Origin of the sequence: Mesorhizobium sp. B2-4-1 (genome assembly GCF_006442185.1) — a bacterium.
Lineage (GTDB): Bacteria > Pseudomonadota > Alphaproteobacteria > Rhizobiales > Rhizobiaceae > Mesorhizobium.
Genome location: NZ_VFVN01000008.1, coordinates 18,860 through 37,184, shown reverse-complemented (window position 1 = coordinate 37,184; position 18,325 = coordinate 18,860). Strand labels below are relative to the sequence as shown.

The window sequence follows — 18,325 nt, the reverse complement described above, 5'->3', positions numbered from 1 at the left end:
GGGTTCTTGCCAGGATGCCGAGGTGCCTCGCTTTGGGAACATAGCGGACCTGTCCTTGTCCTGTCCCGTTCATTTCAAATCTTTTCGAATACAACATTGTTGTACTCACCATCCTTGACTCTGTCTGTGATGCGAAAACCTGTTCTCTCAGCTAATATGTCTGGTGATCGGCCGAGGAGAAATATCGTATGAAAACGTGTTATGGGATAAAGATATTCGTAGCAGGGAGACGAGTGTGCCATTTTGCCGCCTGGTGCGAGTACGCGCTGAAACTCGCGGAACTGAACGATTGGCTCCTTAAAATGTTCAATCACGTTATTAGAAAAAATACCTGCAAGATCGCTCCCTAAATCTGATCGATCAATTTTCACAAAAGGCGCTTCAGATGGCGCGTTGGGTTCAAAACTCCAAACGTCATACCCGTCGGCACGCAATACTTGAGTTGTGTCGTTCCAGACTCCTGCACCCCAATTTACGTAGGTAGCTCCCCGGACGGGTCGAAGCGACTGGAAAGTTCTCTTTTCGTTTTCTCCAGTGTTCCCTTCACGATAACGAGAATAGAGCAATCGATAGTCGAGATCGGTCATGGCCTCGTCGAGATCGAGAAACTTTTGACCGCCAAAGACACAATCGCAGTTTGGGCAGCGGTATCGCTCAAGCCGCCCCCCGTTGAAAATGCATTCTGATCTGAGAATCTCGAAGCCGTCTCTAAAGTCGTCATGGTCGCAGACTAAACACTTTAACTGGCGCGACGGTAGTGCCAGGTCGTCAATCTTGTCGAGCGTGTGCCAGAATCCACGTATATGATGAGTTTCGACAAGTTCTACCTGTTCCTCAAGCTTCCGAACTCTTTCCTGCAAACCTTTGGCCACCGATTCGGGCGTGGTGTTAATTCCGTGGCTTGGAGTTGCCGGATCTGTCCGGACTCGTTCCGAGGAGCTGTCATTGGTTGCGTGCAAAGACGTCCCAATCACATCTGGTTTGCGGTTGGTTCGCTTTAGATGCCGAAGGTTTCGCAACACCTCCAAGGCCCTCCAGCCCCTGGAATTCGTCATCGTCTCTACAAGTTCTACGAGTTCTTTCTCGCGCTCCTTAAGCCACTTCGCTTCATTGTTGAGTCGATCAATCTCGATCTGTTTGTCGGCGATTTCAGCACTTAGCTGTTCGACCTGATGTTGAGTTCCGCTATTTCCCGCCAATCGACGAAACGCCATGAGCGGTATCATGTCCGTTCGCACGAAATATGCGTTAGCAAAAGAGTGAATGTCATATTGGTAACCGAGTTCGCCCATGACTATTCGAAGCTGATCAAACCCCACGTGACCAAACTCGATGCACATGACGTGGGGCAACACAGGGCTATTTCTCATTCCGGACAACACTGATAATTCATGACCCTCGACGTCGAGAACCATCAGGTCGACGTCCGTAATTTTTTGGGTCGAAATAAGTTCCTGCCAGCTTATGGCTCTGATCTTGATCTCCTCAAACGTACAACCGCCGGCTATCAGCGCTTCCTTGAAGACCGGGTCATGATCGACGGATCCAATCGTTGTATCTCGCCCGTAGACTGGATGAATGACGCTTTGGAAATTCAACACGCCTGTCTTGTCGGACATGCCGACGTTGATGTTTTTACTGTTGGGACGATTAACGACCAATTTATCGTATATCCACGGAACCGGTTCAAGGTTGTATCCCTGCCATCCCATCGTTTCTTCAAAGAAACGACAGGAACATTCGGTCTGCCCGTCAAAAGCCCCGCATTCAATAAATACGCCCTTAATGTCGGGGTCGGGGAAATAGCGCTCGAAAATGAAACGATCGACAGGAACCTCGAATTGTCCGTAGAATTTCATTCTTAGTCTCACTTCCGAAGAATCTGAAGGATATTGCGGGCAGTTGATTCCTAATTGCACGCGGGCTCATTAGGCGACGCGATTAATGCCGAATTCACCACGATTGGCATCACCCTGAACAACGCTTCGTAACGGGTCCGGAGATCCCCTTGCAAGTGCGATTACTCCGGTCAAGTGCGTCGCGGCTCGGCATCCATTGCAGGGGCATTATGACGAGCGGCACACGGCCTCACATTTAATGACCGGCGCCAAACAGGAGGCGGGGTTGGGGCGGGTACCTGATGAGCGCCGGCCGTGCAGCCTTGGGTTGCCTTCCATCCGTTTCGCTGTTCACATCAACCATCCGAAGCAATGCTAACAAGTTGGGTATTTTCGGTGGTAGCCGCCCTCATTATTCGCAGGAGTTAGGCGTCAAGAGGAAAACAAAAACGACGCTATTTCGATTCGATAGCAAAAAATGGCGGAGGGAGTGGGATTCGAACCCACGGTGAACTTGCGCCCACGCCGGTTTTCAAGACCGGTGCCTTAAACCGCTCGGCCATCCCTCCAGCGACATCTCTTCGCCAACGTCAACCCGATCCGATATTCGAGCCTGGCGGCGAATGAAGAGAGCCATCTTGCTGATGCTCTAGTGTGCCCGGCAAAGATCTGTCAACCGGCATGCGCGGACCGCATGTTTCCCGGCAGCCGACGCCGGGCAGGGTGGCGTCACAATCTTGCCCGGTTCCGGCCACAATCGATTAATAGCGTGATAAACAATTCCTGCGCACAAAGGACAGGGGTTCGAGGCGTCGTTGGTATTGGTCAGGTAAGCTTTGGCTCCTGCGACGTCCAAGCCGCGGCGTTTTTGGTCGAGACTGTAGGGGACATCAGGAAATGCAAACTACGGCGCGCCCGCGTCTACGCCGTGCTTGCGCTTTCGCGCTATTCACCATGTCGGCAGCCTTGCTTGCCGCCTGCGCGTCGCAGCCTGAACCAAAAGGGATGGTCCACAAGAGGACCCGTTCCAAGGAATATTTCGCCGAAACCGAATATGGCGTGAAGGCCAGCCCTCGCGTCGCCTTCATGCGGCGTGGCGGCGGCCGCGACCAGCTCGGAAAACCCTACCAGGTTCGCGGCAAGTGGTACTATCCGAAGGAAGACAAGCACTATGCCAAGGTCGGCCTGGCGTCGTGGTACGGCGATGCCTTTCATGGACGGCTGACCGCCAACGGCGAAGTCTACGACATGAGCCATCTGACGGCGGCGCACCCGACCATGCCTCTGCCGAGCTACGCCCGCGTCACCAATCTCAAGACCGGCAGTTCGGTCATCGTGCGCGTCAATGATCGCGGTCCCTACCACCAGGGCCGCATCATCGACGTCTCGGAACGCGCCGCCCAGATGCTCGACTATGCCAATGTCGGCACGGCCGAGGTGAAGGTGGAATATGTTGGCCGCGCGCCGCTCGACGGCAATGACGACCAGTATCTGATGGCCTCCTACCATCCAGGCAACAGGATACCGGATCCGTCGGACGGCCTGCCGACCGGCGTCATGGTGGCCATGAACGGACCGTCGCCCAGCCTGCCGGTGGGTGCTGCCGCCGTGCCGTTTCCGGGTCAGCTGACGAATTCCGATATGGTTCCGCAAGGGCAGGTGCCGGCACAATCGCCGGCGTTGGGTGACCTGGCGCTGCCCGACTTCGGTCCGATCGTGCCAGAGCGTCCGGATATCGGCCTGCCGCCGCAATCGCCGTTTTCGGTGGCCTCGCTCTCCTATGCCGACGAGCGCGTGCGGAGCGCCGATGTCTTTGCCGCACTTGACGACGACGGCATGTCGCCCGCCGACATCCTGCGCTCATGGAAGAGCGCCAATCCCCAGGCGCCGTCGCCGGCCTATGTCGCGGCCGGCACTTTCGATGACGCCACCGAGGCAAAACGCGTGGCCGCCGCGCTCGAGCCCTTCGGCAGGATAGAGATCCAGCGTTCCGAATTCGACGGCAAGGACTGGTATGCGGTAAACCTCTATCCGGACGGCCATGGCGGCGTCGACGATCTGCTGCAGGCGGCCTGGTCGCATGGTGCGCCGGACGCCCTGGCCGTGCGCAACTGATCTATTTTTCCCGCACGGTTGATCCTGCGGAAAAAACCCTGATAGCTTGGCTGCGCCAGAACCGGCAAACGGGTCGAGATTTCATGCAGTTGCGCGTCTTTCCGCCTTTGGCCGGATTTCTGGGATTGGCCCTGCTGCTGTTTTGCATCGCGCCCGCCAGCGCGCAGCTTTTCGAGACCAAGGCAGCCCAGGCCTTCATGATAGACGCCGACACAGGGACGGTGTTGTTTTCCAAGGACGCCGACAAGCCGATACAGCCGGCCTCGATGGCCAAGCTGATGACGATGGAAGTGGTGTTCAACGCCATCAAGTCCGGGCGCCTGACCCTCGACGACACGTTCGTGGTGAGTGAAAACGCCTGGCGCAAGGGCGGCGCCCCTTCGGGAACGTCGACGATGTTTGCCAAGCTCAAATCGGCGGTCCGGGTCGAGGACCTGATCCAGGGCGTGACGGTGCAGGCGGCCAATGACGGCTGTATCGTGCTGGCCGAAGGCTTGGCCGGGTCCGAGGACAATTTCGCCGCGCAGATGACCGAACGCGCCCGCCAGATCGGCCTGGCCAAATCGACTTTCGTCAATTCGACCGGGCTGCCGGCGGAGGGCCAGCAGACGAGCGTGCGCGAGCTGGCAATGCTGGCTTTGCATCTGTGGCGCGAGTATCCGGACCTTTATCGCTACTACGGCCTGAAGGATTTTACCTGGAACAAGATTTCGCAGAGGAATCGCAACCCGCTGCTGGCGATGGACATCGGCGCCGACGGCCTGGCGGTCGGCAGCAGTGAGGTGTCCGGCTTTGGCATAGTCGGCTCGGTCGGCCACAATGGCGCGCGGGTGATCGCGGCGATGAGCGGGCTCGCCAGCGACAAGGAACGCGCCGAGGAGGCGCGCAAGCTGCTCGACTGGGGTTCCCGTTCCTTCGAGAAGACGCAAATCTTCGCCAAGGACGAGGTGGTGGGCCAAGCTCAGGTTTTCGGCGGCATTAAAGCCGGCGTGACGCTGAAGGCGAAAGGGCCGATCGCCATCTTCCTGCCGGTAGCCAACCGGGACAAGCTGACGGCGAGCATCGTTTATGACGGACCGGTTGCCGCACCCGTGGAGGAGGGGCAGCCGGTAGGCGTGCTGCGGGTCTGGATCGGCGATACGCTGAGCCAGGAGACGCCGCTGTTCGCCGCCGAATCGATCGGCATCGGCACGCTGCCGCAACGCGCCCTCGACGCCGTCAAGGAACTGGCCGTCGGCTGGCTCCGCTAAAGCGCGTCGCGCTGAACCGGATTCACGCGATGCGCTTTAGCGTCTTTGTTTATGCATGTCGTTCTCTCAAAGCCGAGCTCACTTTTGAGCGACTGCGATAACTCCGGCGGCATGGACGTTTCCCCGAACGCGGACTATCTAGAGCGCTAGAATCCATGCAAATAAGGGATAAAGGCCTTTCGATTGGCACGCGGATTTTTCATCACCTTCGAAGGCGGCGAAGGAGCAGGCAAGTCGACGCAGATCGAGCGGCTGGCGGGAAAGATGCGCGCCAAGAAATACGACGTCCTCGTCACCCGCGAGCCCGGCGGCTCGCCGGGCGCGGAAGCGGTCCGGCATGTGCTGCTTTCGGGCGCCGCCGAGCCGTTTGGGCCGAAGATGGAAGCGCTGCTTTTCGCCGCGGCGCGCTCCGACCATGTCGAGCAGGTCATCCGCCCGGCGGTCGAGCGCGGCTCCATTGTCCTATGCGACCGCTTCCTGGATTCCTCGCGCGTCTACCAGGGCGTCACCGGCGGCCTCGACCCGGTGTTCATGGAGACGCTGGAGCAGGTGGCCATCAATGGCATGATGCCCGACATGACGCTGATCTTCGACATCGATCCCACCGAAGGCCTGAGACGCGCAACAGTACGTCGCGGCGCCGGCGCCGGCCCCGACCGCTTCGAAAAGGAAACACTTGCCATTCACGAGGCGCGCCGCGAGGCATTCCTGGCGATCGCGGCGGCCGAGCCGGAGCGCTGCGTCGTGATCGACGCATCCGCCGCTCCCGATGCGGTAGAAAATGTCGTCACCGCCACGGTGTTCGCGGCGCTGGAGGCGAGGGCGCCCATGCGCAACAGACAGACCGCACCCGCATGATCTTCGAACGCATCGCGCCGGAACAGCATGACACGCTGGACGGCGTCCCCGAACCGTCCGAAACGCCACGCCTGGTCGGGCACGGGCAGGCCGCCGCCATGCTCGCCGCCGCCTATCGCGCTGGAAAGCTGCCGCACGCGCTGATCTTCGCCGGACCGCTCGGCATCGGCAAGGCGACGCTCGCCTTCCATCTGGCGCATCACCTCCTGAAGCATCCGGCCTTCGAGCAGGCGCCGGAGACGCTCGCCGTTCCCGATCCGGCGTCCTCGCTGTTTCGCCAGATCGCCACCGGCGCGCATCCCGGCGTGCTGCATCTGACCCGTCCGCTGAACGACAAGACCAAGAACTTCAAGACGGTCGTCACCGTCGACGAGATCCGCAAGGTCAATCGCTTCCTGTCGCTGACTTCGCATGACGGCAGCTACCGGGTGGTGATCGTCGATCCGGCCGATGACATGAACACCAATGCAGCCAATGCCTTGCTGAAGAATCTCGAGGAGCCGCCGGCGCGAACGCTGTTCATCCTCATCGTCCATGCACCGGGCAGCCTGTTGCCGACGATCCGCTCGCGCTGCCAATTGGTTCGGCTGTCGCCGCTCGATGCCGACGAGCTGATGGCGGTGCTGGAAACTGCCGAGCCGCCTCCGCCGGACGATCCGGCCGCGCGGACAGCCCTTGCCGCGCGGGCAGGGGGCAGCGCCCGCAATGCGATCCTCCTGACGCAGTATGGCGGGTTGGAGATCGCCGAAACGCTGGACGCCCTGGTGAGCGCCGGCAAGAGCGACATCGCCGGCGCCTATCGCCTTGCCGAGGTGGTGGCCGGGCGCGACCAGGCGATCCAGTTCGATATCTTCAACCGCCGCGCGCTCGACCTGTTGTCCTATGCGGCGAGCCGGGCGGCGCTGGCCGGCGATCTCGCACGAGCCAAAACGCTTTCGGACACTTGGCATGAGGCGCTGGACGCTATATCTGAGACTGATACCTACAATCTCGACAAGAAGCAGCACGCCTTGACCATGATCGACCGCCTGAAGTCTGCAATGCGAATGTGATGGTTCCCTCGGGATGGCAATCGCCGCCCCGATGCGATATCCACCGCCACGCCTTACATTCAGACATTCATGACGGTTCATTCATGTCACGCGATACATACTACGTCACGACCGCGATCTCTTACCCCAATGGCAAGCCGCATATCGGCCATGCCTACGAATTGATCGCCACCGATGCGCTGGCCCGCTTTCAACGGCTCGACGGCAAGCAGGTCTTCTTTCTCACCGGCACCGACGAACACGGCATCAAGATGCTGCAGACAGCGAAGAAGGAAGACATTTCGGCGCGCGAACTGGCCGACCGCAATTCGGCCGAGTTCAAACGCATGGCGACCGCTCTCAACGCCTCCAACGACGATTTCATCCGCACCACCGAAGAGCGGCACTACGCGGCCTCTCAGGCGATCTGGAAGGCGATGGCCGCCAATGGCGACATCTACAAGGGCGGCTATGCCGGCTGGTACTCGGTGCGCGACGAAGCCTATTACGGCGAGGAGGAAACCGAGGTTCGTCCCGACAATATCCGCTATGGCCCGCAAGGAACGCCGGTCGAATGGGTCGAGGAGGAAAGCTATTTCTTCCGGCTCTCGGCCTATCAGGACAAACTGCTGGCGCTCTATGAGGGCCAGCCGGATTTCATCGGCCCGGCCGAGCGGCGCAACGAAGTGATGAGCTTCGTCAGATCGGGACTGAAAGACCTGTCGATCTCGCGCACGACGTTCGACTGGGGCGTGCCGGTGCCCGGCGACGAGAAGCACGTGATGTATGTCTGGGTCGACGCGCTGACAAACTACATTACCGGCGTCGGCTATCCCGATGAAAAAGCAGATAATTGGAAATTCTGGCCGGCCGATGCGCACATCATCGGCAAGGACATCGTGCGTTTCCACGCCGTCTACTGGCCGGCCTTCCTGATGTCGGCAGGCATTCCGCTGCCGAAGCGCGTCTTTGGCCACGGCTTCCTGTTCAACCGCGGCGAGAAGATGTCGAAATCGGTCGGCAACGTCATCGACCCCTTCACCATGGTAGAGCACTACGGGCTCGACCAGGTGCGCTATTTCTTCCTGCGCGAGGTGCCGTTCGGCCAGGACGGCAGCTACAGCCACGAAGCGATCGTCAACCGCACCAATGCCGACCTCGCCAACGGCATCGGCAATCTGGCGCAGCGCTCGCTGTCGATGATCGCCAAGAACTGCGGCGGCGTGGTGCCGACGCGCGGCGAGCTGACGGATGCCGACAAGGCAATCCTCGATCAGGCGGCGGCCGCTCTTGCCGCCGCGCGCAAGGCAATGGCCGAGCAGGGCATCCATCTGGCGCTGGCGTCGATCTTCGGCGTGGTGGCCGAAGCCGACCGGTATTTCGCCGGACAGGAACCCTGGGCACTGAAGAAGACCAACCCCGAGCGCATGCAAACGGTGCTGTGGACAACGGCCGAGGTGGTCCGGCGCGTGGCGATTCTGTGCCAACCCTTTATTCCAGGATCGGCCGCGAAGCTGCTTGACCTGCTGGCGGTGCCGGCAGACGAGCGCAATTTCGTGCATCTCCACGCCGACCATGCGCTTGTGCCGGGCAGAGCGTTGCCTGTGCCAGAAGGCGTGTTTCCGCGTTATGTCGATCAGCCGGAAGCGAACGGCTGATGCTCGTCGACAGCCACTGCCATCTGGATTTTCCGGACTTCGCCGAGGAACGGGCGGCCGTCGTCGCCCGTGCCCTGGCCGCCGGGATCGGCCGCATGGTAACCATTTCGACGCGCGTGAAGCGATTTCAGCAAATACTTGAAATCGCAGATGCTTTCGACGAAGTGTACTGCTCCGTCGGAACCCATCCGCACAATGCCGCCGAAGAGCTTGACGTGACGACGGCGGATCTCGTGCGCCTGTCCGCTCATCCAAAGGCGGTGGCGATCGGCGAGGCCGGGCTCGACTATTTCTATGACAAGGCGCCCCGCGATGCGCAGGCGCAGGGTTTGCGCAACCACATCGCCGCTGCTCGCGAGACGGGCCTGCCGCTGGTCATCCATTCGCGCGACGCCGACGACGACATGGCTCATATTCTTGAGGAAGAAACGGGGAAGGGCGCCTTCCCATTCGTCCTGCACTGTTTTTCGTCGGGACGCAGGCTGGCCGAGGTCGGCGTCTCGCTGGGCGGCTATGTTTCGTTTTCCGGCATCCTGACCTTCAAGAATTCGCCCGAAATACGCGCCATAGCCGCCGACCTGCCGCACGACCGGCTGCTGGTGGAGACCGATGCGCCATATCTCGCGCCGATCCCATTTCGCGGCAAGCGCAACGAACCCGCCTATGTCGCGCACACGGCCAGGGTTCTGGCCGAGACGATCGGCGTCAGCGAAGGTGAAATCGCAGCTTTGACGACCGATAATTTCTTCCGGCTGTTCGGCAAGATGCCGCGACCCGCCGAGCAAAGCGCCTGAACGATGACAGACCGGCTGCGCCTCACCATTCTCGGCTGTGGCTCGTCACCGGGCACGCCGCGCATCACCGGCGACTGGGGCAATTGCGATCCGCACAATCCGAAAAATCGGCGCATGCGCACGGCAGCCCTTGTCGAGCGGATTGCCGAGAGCGGCGCCCGCACCACCGTCGTCATCGACACAGGACCGGATTTCCGCCAGCAGATGCTGATGGCCTCGGTCAAACGCATCGATGCCGTCGTCTACACCCATCCACATGCCGACCACATCCACGGCATCGACGACTTGCGCGGCTTCGTGCTCGACCAGCGGCAGCGGATCGATATCCATGCCGACCAGCCAACGATGCTGCGGCTGCGCCAGGCCTTCGGCTACTGTTTCGAGACGCCGCCAGGCAGTTCCTATCCACCGATTGTCGACGCCCATATCATCGATCACACAAAGCCGGTCGTGATCGAAGGCGAGGGCGGTGCCCTCACCCTCGAGCCGCTGCCGCAGGTCCATGGCGACATCATATCGCTCGGTTTCCGCATCGGCGGACTAGCCTATTGCCCCGACATCAGCGATTTTCCGGCTGCCACCGCCGAGCGGCTGCGTAATCTTGATGTCCTGATCGTGGACGCGCTTCAGTACAGGACGCACCCGAGCCATCTGTCGCTCGGCGAGGCGCTTGAGTGGATCGAGCGGCTGGCCCCGAAACAGGCTGTGCTGACCCATATGCATGGGCCGCTGGACTACGCTACCGTGATGGCTGAGACTCCGGCAAATGTCGAGCCGGCATTTGATGGCATGGCGCTTGAAATTCGTTATAGATCAGACAGATAGAATATTCTCTTCATAGCTGATGGCACTGATCGCCTGGCAGCGAGCCGCCGATACAGGTCCGATGTCGAGATCTTGCACCTGGGATCGCCACACGGCCGCCGCCAGTTCGCTGTCGCTTCAAGATTGCAAAATGCCAAAAGAGGATTGCATTGTCAGGCCGGTGGATGCTTGTCGATCTGCATTGCAGGCCTGACAGGCAGTCTATGTGATGGCTTCCTAAAATATACATTGAGAGCAAGAGGCGCTAACCTTTGCCCGTTAGTTGGAAAGGAGAGGCCCGATGATTCGCAAACTCATACTTACAGTGACGCTTCTTGCTCCTATCGCTGCCACAGCGCAGGAATTGCCAACCGCCCCTTACTTGCCGCTTGAGCGGGCAACCAAGGCAGCACAAGCCGCGCTGGAGGCCTGCGCTGCCGAAGGCAGCAATGTCAGCGTCGCCATCGTGGCGCGGAGCGGCGCGACGCAAGTGCTGCTCAAGGCCGATAATTCCGGCGCACACACCGCATCCAGCGCCGAAGGCAAGGCCTTCACCGCGGCAGCCTTGGGTCGCGACACTGCGGGGCTCGCCGAATTCATAGCCTCCAAGCCGGCAAATGACGGCATGCGTGACATGGATCCTCGCATGGTGATCCAGGCTGGCGGCTTGCCGGTCAAGTTCGGCGATGCCTTGGTGGCCGGCATTGGCGTCGGCGGTGCTCCTTCGGGCGATATCGACGCCAAATGCGCCGCCGCCGGGCTCAAGGCGATCGGCGCCGCCGAGTAAACTTGCCTAGGATGTGCCAACGCAGCCCGCCCAAGGCGGGCTGCTCCGTTGAACGGGGTTCAGTCTGTGAACCCTGTCTCCACACCGGAACCGGCGGACGTAAGATCGCATTCGACCGGCAACCGACGGCCGATCCTGAGACCCGAGCTGGAAGCTTAGTTCCATAATCTATCTTATGCGACTTTCGGCAAGGTAGGAATGTCGCTCCTGCTTGTGCGCAGCCAATCTCCCCACCTCAACTCTCCTGACACGGTTTTTGGTGCCCGTTCTGCTAAACTGGTGAATTGGAATGAACGCTTTGCAGATCACGGGCCACATGGCAGCCGCTTCGTCGCCGCCCGCGAGGGCATCGAAGCTGCAGCAATGGCTGTCGTCGGCTACCTGCGTAGCCGCTCTCTGTGTTCGTCAAGAATGCGCTCAATGGTCCGGACTCGGTCCTGCCGACGGTTGAGACCTCTGCGTGCTTTGCCGCGAGCGTGCCGCTCATAGATTTCCCGGCTCGCCTGGAGCTGCTCGATATACACCTTATCGGGCTTCCCATTCTCAAGGCGGTCGAACACCCAGCAGAACGGCGCCGGGAGCTGGCCTTCGCGATAGCGCGGGCTTGCCGAGGCCTGATCTTCGTCGAGGATTTCCTGCAGCACGACCTGATCCCAGACTTCCGGGTTTTCATCGCTGCGCTTCTTCCACAAGGCGAGGATCTCGCGAGCAGCCGGCGTATCGTTGATGAGGATGGTTCCAGCCATCAGCCGGCCACTTTCGCGATAGACCGCGATGTCGCAATCAAAACCGGCGAGCTCCGGCCAGGGATCATGATGGAAGACCGTGTCGACGTCCACATACAGCAGCGGTCCCTGAAGCCTCCTACGCATATTGACAAGGAATGTCGGCTTCAGGCTCGCGTTGCGCACCCAGGATCCAGCGTCGGCGAATGGCCGGGCTTGGACAGAAAGGCCAAGACGCCACGCTGACGCGGTCATGCGAGCGGCTTCTGTCTCATAGAAGGAGTTGATCGTAAAGAACGCCACGATTTCACCGGCCTTGTCCGGGTTGCCGGACGGCTGTGGGTTTATCGGGAAGGGAGCGAGCATTTCCCGGTGCCTGTGTTTGGTGGCCCGGAACAAATCAAGAACGTGGGTGAGCAACGCGAAGCCTTATTAGGATATGAATATTTAGACGCCAAGCATATAGCAATAAGTCCGAATAGCCTCGCAATGCGATAAAGTCATCGGTAGCGGCGCAGAAAACATTGGGCCACAACCATTTTGTTGACGAGGGGCGCCAGCTGGGCCGAGGCCGCGGTCTGGAACTCCTGTCCTTGCGCTCAACCAGATCATTTCGCCGGCCATGATGCAGCCGTAAGAATCCACCTGGTCGATGACCTCGGCGAGTTCGTGCTTTGGATCTGGCGACGCGCTGCTGGTTTGCCCCCGGCTTCTCGAGGCAACCTCCCTACCCCAGAACTTTCAATGAGCTCCGCTCGCTCTGGTTGCAGCATTCGGCCTACCGTTCCCAAAAAGGCTTTGCCAGCTCCGCCTCGACCTGTTGTCTCGTCAATCCGATGTCGTCGATCAGATGGGGATTGTCCTTCGACATTCGCTCAAGCTCCCAGCGAAAGCGTATCCGCTCGCGCCAGGTCCGATCGTGCCAGGCCGCGACAATGCTTCGCAGGGTCGCCAAGTGCCGACGCGACGCTTCCGCCAGCACTACAGGCATTCTCGGCCGCACCGTCTGACACCGCGTCGATGCAAGGGTATCGTTCATGGCAACCTCCTATGGTTTGAGGGTGGGTCCTCGACTTGGGACCTCGACCTGAAAGAGGTTGAATTGTGCCGGATGCAAACAGCGCCGTAATTAAGCCCTCCCAAATAGTTCTCAAAAGTTCCAAACGGGCTATAGATGCGCCTTATGCAGGGATCGCGCTTTGCCTTCGGTCCGTTCGTGCTTGATCCGGATGCGGGAACGCTGCTTCGGAACGATGATCCTGTTGCCGTCGGCTACCGCGGGCTGAAGCTGTTGGCGGCGCTCGTCGGGCGGCCTGGCGAAATCCTCGACAAGGCCAAGCTGATGGATGCGGCGTGGCCGGGTACGGCCGTCGAGGAAGGCAATCTCACCGTCCAGATCGCGCAGCTGCGCAAGCTGCTTGGTCCGTCCGCCGACGGCGGTGAATGGATCACCACTGTTCCGCGCGTCGGCTACCGCTTCACGGGGATCGTCGAACCCCTCGATGGCGCGAACCGAAAAGCTTTGCCGCTGCCCGACAAACCGTCGATAGCCGTGCTCCCCTTCGTCAATCTCAGCAACGACCCCGAACAGGAGCCCTTCGCCGACGGATTGACCGAAGACCTGATCACCGACCTGTCCAGGGCCTCGGGCTTGTTCGTCATCGCGCGCAATTCCACCTTCGCCTACAAGGGAAAGGCGGCGGACGTGCGCGAGATCGCCCGGGAGCTTGGCGTGCGCTACCTCCTGGAGGGCAGCGCAAGACGTGCCGCGGGGCGCGTGCGCATCAACGCCCAGCTGGTCGACGCGGCGAGCGGCGATCACCTGTGGGCGGAACGCTTCGATCGCGGCCTGGACGATATCTTTGCCGTTCAGGACGAGGTGACGGCCAAGATCGTGGAGGCGCTGCTTGGCCGGCTGCGCGCGCCGCCGCCGCGCAATCGGCCCAAGACTCTCGAGGCCTACGATCTGTGCGTGCGGGCGCGCAAGCTGATCGACGATTCGCCGCAGACGGCGCGGGAGGCGCATCTGATGCTGACGCGCGCGGTCGCGCTCGATCCCGACTATGCCGAAGCCTATCGCTGGCTTGCCATGAACCACTGGATGGGATGGGTGCATTGGGGCGAACCGGTGGAACCCAACCGCCACATTGCCCTGGAGCTGGCGCGCAAGGCGGTGGCGATCGATCCCAACGACGCCGGCTGCCGCTGGGTGCTCGGCAACCTGCTTGCCTATGAGCGCGACTTCGCCGAAGCGGATGCCGAGTTCGCCAGGGCGTTCGAGCTCGACCCCAACGAGGCCGATGCCTGGGCGACACTGTCTGACATCTCCGTGCTGGCCGGGCGGGTCGAGGAAGGACTCGAACAGATCCGCAAGGCGTTCCGGCTCAACCCGTTTCCGGCAAGCTGGTACCATCTGACACTCGGCGCGGCGCAATATGCGGCGCGCGACTACAAAGCCGCCGTCAAGACACTGCGCCGGGACGAGACTTACCGCACCAGCTCACGCCGCTTCCTGGCGGCCAGCCTCGCGCAGCTCGGCCGGCTCGACGAGGCGCGCGCGGAAGTCGAACTGTTCCTCGTCGGCAATCCGCATTTCACCACCAGCCATTGGGTCTGGACGGAGCCCTTCCGCGATCCGGCGATGCTCGACCATTTCGTCGATGGCTTCCGCAAGGCCGGCCTTCCGGATTGAAGCGCCGCCGGTCCCTTGGTCATGGCGCCTTCCCGCCGTTCGTGCCGCCTACTCTTCGAACCGACCCGTGGCGTCACGATCGCGCTCATATCGTCTCGTGAGCGGAAACGGCGGCAACCAGGTTTCGCGACGGACGATCCAGCTTTCGTACGTTGGCGTCAGTTGGTCCGGGGCATCCAGGGATCCCAGGTTCACTTCGATTTCGTCGGCGGTGCGACCAAAAATGGTCGAGCCGCAACGGGGACAGAAGAACCGCCCGGCGTAGTCACGGGTTTCGCCATCGATCGTCACCGCATCCTGAGGGAAAATCGCGGAAGCATGAAAAAGCGCCCCGTGATGCTTGCGGCAGTCGAGACAGTGACAAAGGCCCACCCGGTATGGGCGTCCAGTCGCCACAATTCGGACGTTGCCGCACAGGCAACCGCCGGTGAATCGGTCCATGCTGCATTCCTCCAAATCAAGCGAGCTGGATGTTTACGAACAACTCCACCATCCATGAACGCGACGCCAGCCTTTCAGCTAATGCGTCTGCGGTTGAAGTTCGATCCGATAGCCGAGCACGCGCCTTCCGGCCGGCTCGATCAGCATCACTCCTGGCTTGTCGGCGAATTCGCCATCGAAATCCACCGGGCTGGCGAGGCCGTGCCAGGGTTCGATGCAGAGGAATGGCGCGCCGCCCGGCTTTGACCAGACGCCCAATTCCCGGAATCCGTTCCAATGCATCTCGATCGCCGGACCACGATCGGCACCGTAACGCACAGCGGTGCTGGAAGGCTGGTCCAGGATCAAGGCATCCTCGTCAAACAGCCGATCCGACAAAGCGAGAATGTTGCCCTCGATGGGCGTCGGCTGCCTTGCCGCCAGCAGTAACCCGTTTTTGAGACGGCGGATCGGCGCATGCTCGGGCTTTGCAAAGGTCAGGCGGTAGGCCTCCTTGGGCAGGTCCGGCAGCAGCGGCCAGTTGAATGCCGGGTGCGCCCCGATCGACGCCGGTAGCGGCTCGTCGCCGGTGTTGGTGATCTCGAACGTGACGCCAAGCTGCCGGCCGTCGAGAGTGTAGGTTACCGCCAGACGGAAGGCGAAGGGGTAGTGCGTTCGGGTCTCCGCGTCGTCGGTGAGCACCAGCATGCAGGACCGAGAACCCCTCTCCGCCCAGGCAAACGACTTATCGCGGGCGAAGCCGTGCTGCGTCATCGGATAGGTCTGGCCGCGATGGCGCAGTTGGTCGCCCTTCAGCCGGCCGACGATCGGAAACAACACCGGGGAATGACGGCGCCAGGCCGGTCCGGCCTGCCACACAAGCTCCAGCCCATCCGCATCCCGCAGCGAGACCAGTTCGGCCCCCTGCCCGACTATAACGGCCGAGATGTCGTCGCCATGAAGTGTCTGGCTGTCCTGTGCCATATGTTCTCGCGGTTTGTCTTTGCTTGGCCGGCAGGCTAGCAAATGGCCAGGCGTGAACTCAAGGCGGCGGTTTGCATTGCGTTTCACACAGTCACGATGAACGTGCGATGGCACAAGCGGGCCAGGCGCCGTCTCAAATGAAGAGTGGCCGGAGATTTCCCTCCGGCCAAGGCAAGATGCAAGGTGTTGCCTGCTACGGTTCGGACTATTCCCGCTCGCCGGTGAAGTTCAGCAACAGCTGAAAGATGTTGACGAAGTTGAGGTAGAGCGAGAAGGCGCCGAAAACGGCCAGCTTCTGCCGCGACTCCGCGTCGAAGTTCTCCGCATACTGTTCCTTGATCGACTGCGTGTCCCAGGCGGTCAGGCCGATGAACACGGCGATGCCGATCACCGAGATGGCGAACTGCAAAGCGGTCGAGCCGAGAAAGATGTTGACGATGCTGGCAATCACCACGCCGATCAGGCCCATGATCAGAAAGGACGAGAACTGGGTCAGGTCACGCCGGGTCGTGTAGCCGTAGAGGCTGGTGGCGCCGAACATGGTGGCGGCGATGAAGAAGGTGCGCGCGATGCTGGTTCCGGTGAAAACCAGGAAGACGGAGGCCAACGACAGACCCATGACCGCACAGAAGGCCCAGAACATCGCCTGCGCGCTTGCCGCCGACATCGTCTGCATCTTGAACGAGAACAGCAGGACGAAGGCGAGCGGCGCCAGCATCACCACCCATTTCAGCGGGCTGGAAAAGATTGGCACGTAGAGCGCGGGCGTCGACGACACCATGAACGCGACGAGGCCGGTGACCACGAGGCCGAGGCCCATATAGTTGTAGACGCGCAGCATGTGCTGGCGCAGGCCCTCGTCGTAGAGGGCGCCGCTTTGGGCGCCGGCGCCGACGCGGTATCCCAGATTGGGCGTGTTCATTTGCATTCTCCTTTGTGAACGGATCAGTAAAGCGTTCTGGCAAGCGTCTCGGCGGCGCGGTCGAGGTCCCGCACCTCGCCCTGCGCGACCACCGCATAAGCGACCTCGCCGATCTGGAAATAGGCCGAGGAAATGTCGCCCGAGGGCGCGACGGTCGGCTTGACCACGTCGAAGGTTCCCGGCCGTATCGCGAACAGCGACACCAGGCCCATCTCCTTGGTCTCGACCGCCATCTCGACGCTGGGGCCGAAGCGCGATGGATAGACCTGCACGTCGCGGACCTTCCAGTCCTTGGGCAAGGACGGCATGACGATGGCCGTCGCCGCGCGGATTTCGCCGGCATTGTAGTTTGGCGCCTCGGCCTGCGAAGACATGCTTTCGCGCACAAGGGTCGTCCTGTGCGCGCGCACCGCCTCGTCGACATAGGCGGGCGGCTGCGGCGAGGCGACGACCCTGGTCACAGACATCGGCCCGACGATGCCGTTAGCCAGCCAGCCGGCAGCGACGAAAGCGGCCACCGCCGCGGCACGTTGCAAGACGCCGAAGATGCGGCCCCGGGCAAGTCCCCTCTCCAGGCGCCGCGCGGCATCGGTCGTCACCGGCCTCGCCATGCCTGATCCGGCCAGCGCCACGCGCAGTTCGTCCCGCATCCTGAGATCCGACATCACACGCGCGGCCTCTTCCGGCCGGGCGGAGAGGAAGGCCTCGACTTCGATACGGCGCGAGACGTCGAGCTGATCGTCGACATAGGCGTCGAGATCAGCGTCCGTCACGGGGTCGATAGTTCCTGTCATGACGGGCCTCCAACAATCCTGAGGTGATTTTTCGCCTTCGTCGGAGCCCCCTCCTCCATCTTCCGAAGCGCGGCGCGCGCCCTACCGATGCGCGACATCAGCGTTCCGAGTGGCACGCCGCTGGCATCGGCCGCCTGGCTGTAGGAAAGGCCCTCAATGGCGACGAGATGCAGGGCCGAGCGCTGTTCTTCGGGCAGGCTGAAAAAAGCATCGCGCACCTGGCCCAGGCGCACCGAATGCTCCTGCGGCGCCGGCGCGCTGCCATCCGCAAGGTATCCAGCCTGTTCGATGCGCGCTGCTTCAGAGCGTCGCGAGCGCATGCGGTCGACGAACGTGTTGTGGACGATGGACAGCAGCCAGGCGCGCAAATTTCCGCCCGAGCGGAAGGTGCCGCGCCGCTCATAGGCGCGCACAAGAGCGTCATGCACGAGATCCTCGGCATCGGCACCGTCGCGCGTCAGCGAGCGCGCGTAACGCCTGAGCGAACCGAGTTGTCCGACGATATCGAAGCGTGGCATCGACCGTTTCATGCCCTGTTTACGGAACATGTGGGGGTTTTAATCCCGGCCCTGCAGATTTTTTCGCGAAACGCCGCAGATATGCAGCCGCGGAGGTGGCTCGCAGCGATGCCAGGCTATGCGATTCAGGCTGGC

Annotated in this window: 17 protein-coding genes and 1 tRNA gene; 9 read left to right on the top strand and 9 right to left on the bottom strand. The window is 61.3% G+C overall.

Going from position 1 to position 18,325, the window contains the following annotated elements:
• Positions 1 to 74 precede the first annotated feature (74 nt).
• Both FJ949_RS20515 and FJ949_RS20510 read right to left on the bottom strand, forming a co-directional pair.
• Entirely contained in the window at positions 75 to 1,859 is a 1,785-nt protein-coding gene (locus FJ949_RS20515) for an FkbM family methyltransferase (protein WP_140498588.1), read from the bottom strand.
• Between the two features lie 458 nt (positions 1,860 to 2,317).
• Positions 2,318 to 2,407: transfer RNA gene (locus FJ949_RS20510), tRNA-Ser, on the bottom strand.
• Between the two features lie 328 nt (positions 2,408 to 2,735).
• Here FJ949_RS20510 and FJ949_RS20505 point away from each other — a divergent pair.
• The 8 genes from FJ949_RS20505 to FJ949_RS20470 all read left to right on the top strand — a co-directional run bounded on the left by FJ949_RS20505 (position 2,736) and on the right by FJ949_RS20470 (position 11,135).
• Positions 2,736 to 3,953, top strand: coding sequence for a septal ring lytic transglycosylase RlpA family protein (locus tag FJ949_RS20505; protein ID WP_140498587.1), 1,218 nt, complete (start codon positions 2,736 to 2,738; stop codon positions 3,951 to 3,953).
• An 83-nt stretch (positions 3,954 to 4,036) separates the two neighbouring features.
• Positions 4,037 to 5,203, top strand: coding sequence for a D-alanyl-D-alanine carboxypeptidase family protein (locus FJ949_RS20500; RefSeq protein WP_140498586.1), 1,167 nt, complete (start codon positions 4,037 to 4,039; stop codon positions 5,201 to 5,203).
• A 183-nt stretch (positions 5,204 to 5,386) separates the two neighbouring features.
• Positions 5,387 to 6,061: a dTMP kinase gene (gene tmk / locus FJ949_RS20495; RefSeq protein WP_140498585.1), complete on the top strand. Its 675-nt coding sequence runs from the start codon at positions 5,387 to 5,389 to the stop codon at positions 6,059 to 6,061.
• Positions 6,058 to 7,113, top strand: coding sequence for a DNA polymerase III subunit delta' (locus FJ949_RS20490; RefSeq protein ID WP_140498584.1), 1,056 nt, complete (start codon positions 6,058 to 6,060; stop codon positions 7,111 to 7,113). Before tmk ends, FJ949_RS20490 begins: the two co-directional genes overlap by 4 nt.
• Before the next feature lie 83 nt (positions 7,114 to 7,196).
• Entirely contained in the window at positions 7,197 to 8,750 is a 1,554-nt protein-coding gene (metG, locus tag FJ949_RS20485; RefSeq protein ID WP_140498583.1) for a methionine--tRNA ligase, read from the top strand.
• Positions 8,750 to 9,544: a TatD family hydrolase gene (locus tag FJ949_RS20480; protein ID WP_140498582.1), complete on the top strand. Its 795-nt coding sequence runs from the start codon at positions 8,750 to 8,752 to the stop codon at positions 9,542 to 9,544. Before metG ends, FJ949_RS20480 begins: the two co-directional genes overlap by 1 nt.
• A 3-nt stretch (positions 9,545 to 9,547) precedes the next feature.
• Positions 9,548 to 10,369 carry an MBL fold metallo-hydrolase gene (locus tag FJ949_RS20475; RefSeq protein WP_140498581.1) on the top strand — a complete coding sequence of 274 codons (822 nt, stop codon included), beginning with the start codon at positions 9,548 to 9,550 and terminating at the stop codon, positions 10,367 to 10,369.
• A 280-nt stretch (positions 10,370 to 10,649) separates the two neighbouring features.
• Entirely contained in the window at positions 10,650 to 11,135 is a 486-nt protein-coding gene (locus tag FJ949_RS20470) for a heme-binding protein (protein WP_140498580.1), read from the top strand.
• 377 nt (positions 11,136 to 11,512) lie between these two features.
• On the opposite strand, the gene FJ949_RS20465 is transcribed toward FJ949_RS20470, so the two are convergent.
• Positions 11,513 to 12,280 carry a putative nucleotide-diphospho-sugar transferase gene (locus FJ949_RS20465; RefSeq protein ID WP_210239544.1) on the bottom strand — a complete coding sequence of 256 codons (768 nt, stop codon included), beginning with the start codon at positions 12,278 to 12,280 and terminating at the stop codon, positions 11,513 to 11,515.
• Between the two features lie 358 nt (positions 12,281 to 12,638).
• Entirely contained in the window at positions 12,639 to 12,899 is a 261-nt protein-coding gene (locus FJ949_RS20460; RefSeq protein WP_181171999.1) for a DUF1127 domain-containing protein, read from the bottom strand.
• Positions 12,900 to 13,034: 135 nt separating this feature from the next.
• On the opposite strand from FJ949_RS20460, the gene FJ949_RS20455 reads away from it, so the two are divergent.
• The gene (locus FJ949_RS20455) at positions 13,035 to 14,552 is read left to right on the top strand and encodes a winged helix-turn-helix domain-containing tetratricopeptide repeat protein (RefSeq protein ID WP_181172127.1); all 1,518 of its coding nucleotides are present in this window, start codon (positions 13,035 to 13,037) and stop codon (positions 14,550 to 14,552) included.
• Between the two features lie 48 nt (positions 14,553 to 14,600).
• Here FJ949_RS20455 and FJ949_RS20450 read toward each other — a convergent pair whose 3' ends face one another.
• The 5 genes from FJ949_RS20450 to FJ949_RS20430 all read right to left on the bottom strand — a co-directional run bounded on the left by FJ949_RS20450 (position 14,601) and on the right by FJ949_RS20430 (position 18,190).
• Positions 14,601 to 14,993: a GFA family protein gene (locus FJ949_RS20450; protein ID WP_140498579.1), complete on the bottom strand. Its 393-nt coding sequence runs from the start codon at positions 14,991 to 14,993 to the stop codon at positions 14,601 to 14,603.
• 78 nt (positions 14,994 to 15,071) lie between these two features.
• Positions 15,072 to 15,956 (bottom strand): aldose 1-epimerase family protein, encoded by an 885-nt coding sequence (locus tag FJ949_RS20445; protein WP_140498578.1) that lies wholly within the window; start codon positions 15,954 to 15,956, stop codon positions 15,072 to 15,074.
• 205 nt (positions 15,957 to 16,161) lie between these two features.
• Positions 16,162 to 16,878, bottom strand: coding sequence for a Bax inhibitor-1/YccA family protein (locus tag FJ949_RS20440; RefSeq protein WP_140498577.1), 717 nt, complete (start codon positions 16,876 to 16,878; stop codon positions 16,162 to 16,164).
• 23 nt (positions 16,879 to 16,901) lie between these two features.
• Positions 16,902 to 17,672 (bottom strand): anti-sigma factor, encoded by a 771-nt coding sequence (locus FJ949_RS20435; RefSeq protein ID WP_140498576.1) that lies wholly within the window; start codon positions 17,670 to 17,672, stop codon positions 16,902 to 16,904.
• Positions 17,669 to 18,190, bottom strand: a complete 522-nt coding sequence (locus FJ949_RS20430; protein ID WP_246671044.1) for a sigma-70 family RNA polymerase sigma factor — start codon at positions 18,188 to 18,190, stop codon at positions 17,669 to 17,671. The genes FJ949_RS20435 and FJ949_RS20430 overlap by 4 nt, the downstream gene beginning before the upstream one ends.
• Positions 18,191 to 18,325 lie beyond the last annotated feature (135 nt).

Excerpts from the sequence above, each read along its gene's own strand:
- FJ949_RS20515 (WP_140498588.1), bottom strand. The coding sequence starts at position 1,859 with ATGAAATTCTACGGACAATTCGAGGTTCCTGTCGATCGTTTCATTTTC.
- FJ949_RS20505 (WP_140498587.1), top strand. The coding sequence starts at position 2,736 with ATGCAAACTACGGCGCGCCCGCGTCTACGCCGTGCTTGCGCTTTCGCG.
- FJ949_RS20500 (WP_140498586.1), top strand. The coding sequence starts at position 4,037 with ATGCAGTTGCGCGTCTTTCCGCCTTTGGCCGGATTTCTGGGATTGGCC.
- FJ949_RS20490 (WP_140498584.1), top strand. The coding sequence starts at position 6,058 with ATGATCTTCGAACGCATCGCGCCGGAACAGCATGACACGCTGGACGGC.
- metG (WP_140498583.1), top strand. The coding sequence starts at position 7,197 with ATGTCACGCGATACATACTACGTCACGACCGCGATCTCTTACCCCAAT.
- FJ949_RS20480 (WP_140498582.1), top strand. The coding sequence starts at position 8,750 with ATGCTCGTCGACAGCCACTGCCATCTGGATTTTCCGGACTTCGCCGAG.
- FJ949_RS20475 (WP_140498581.1), top strand. The coding sequence starts at position 9,548 with ATGACAGACCGGCTGCGCCTCACCATTCTCGGCTGTGGCTCGTCACCG.
- FJ949_RS20470 (WP_140498580.1), top strand. The coding sequence starts at position 10,650 with ATGATTCGCAAACTCATACTTACAGTGACGCTTCTTGCTCCTATCGCT.
- FJ949_RS20460 (WP_181171999.1), bottom strand. The coding sequence starts at position 12,899 with ATGAACGATACCCTTGCATCGACGCGGTGTCAGACGGTGCGGCCGAGA.
- FJ949_RS20455 (WP_181172127.1), top strand. The coding sequence starts at position 13,035 with ATGCGCCTTATGCAGGGATCGCGCTTTGCCTTCGGTCCGTTCGTGCTT.
- FJ949_RS20450 (WP_140498579.1), bottom strand. The coding sequence starts at position 14,993 with ATGGACCGATTCACCGGCGGTTGCCTGTGCGGCAACGTCCGAATTGTG.
- FJ949_RS20445 (WP_140498578.1), bottom strand. The coding sequence starts at position 15,956 with ATGGCACAGGACAGCCAGACACTTCATGGCGACGACATCTCGGCCGTT.
- FJ949_RS20440 (WP_140498577.1), bottom strand. The coding sequence starts at position 16,878 with ATGAACACGCCCAATCTGGGATACCGCGTCGGCGCCGGCGCCCAAAGC.
- FJ949_RS20435 (WP_140498576.1), bottom strand. The coding sequence starts at position 17,672 with ATGACAGGAACTATCGACCCCGTGACGGACGCTGATCTCGACGCCTAT.
- FJ949_RS20430 (WP_246671044.1), bottom strand. The coding sequence starts at position 18,190 with ATGCCACGCTTCGATATCGTCGGACAACTCGGTTCGCTCAGGCGTTAC.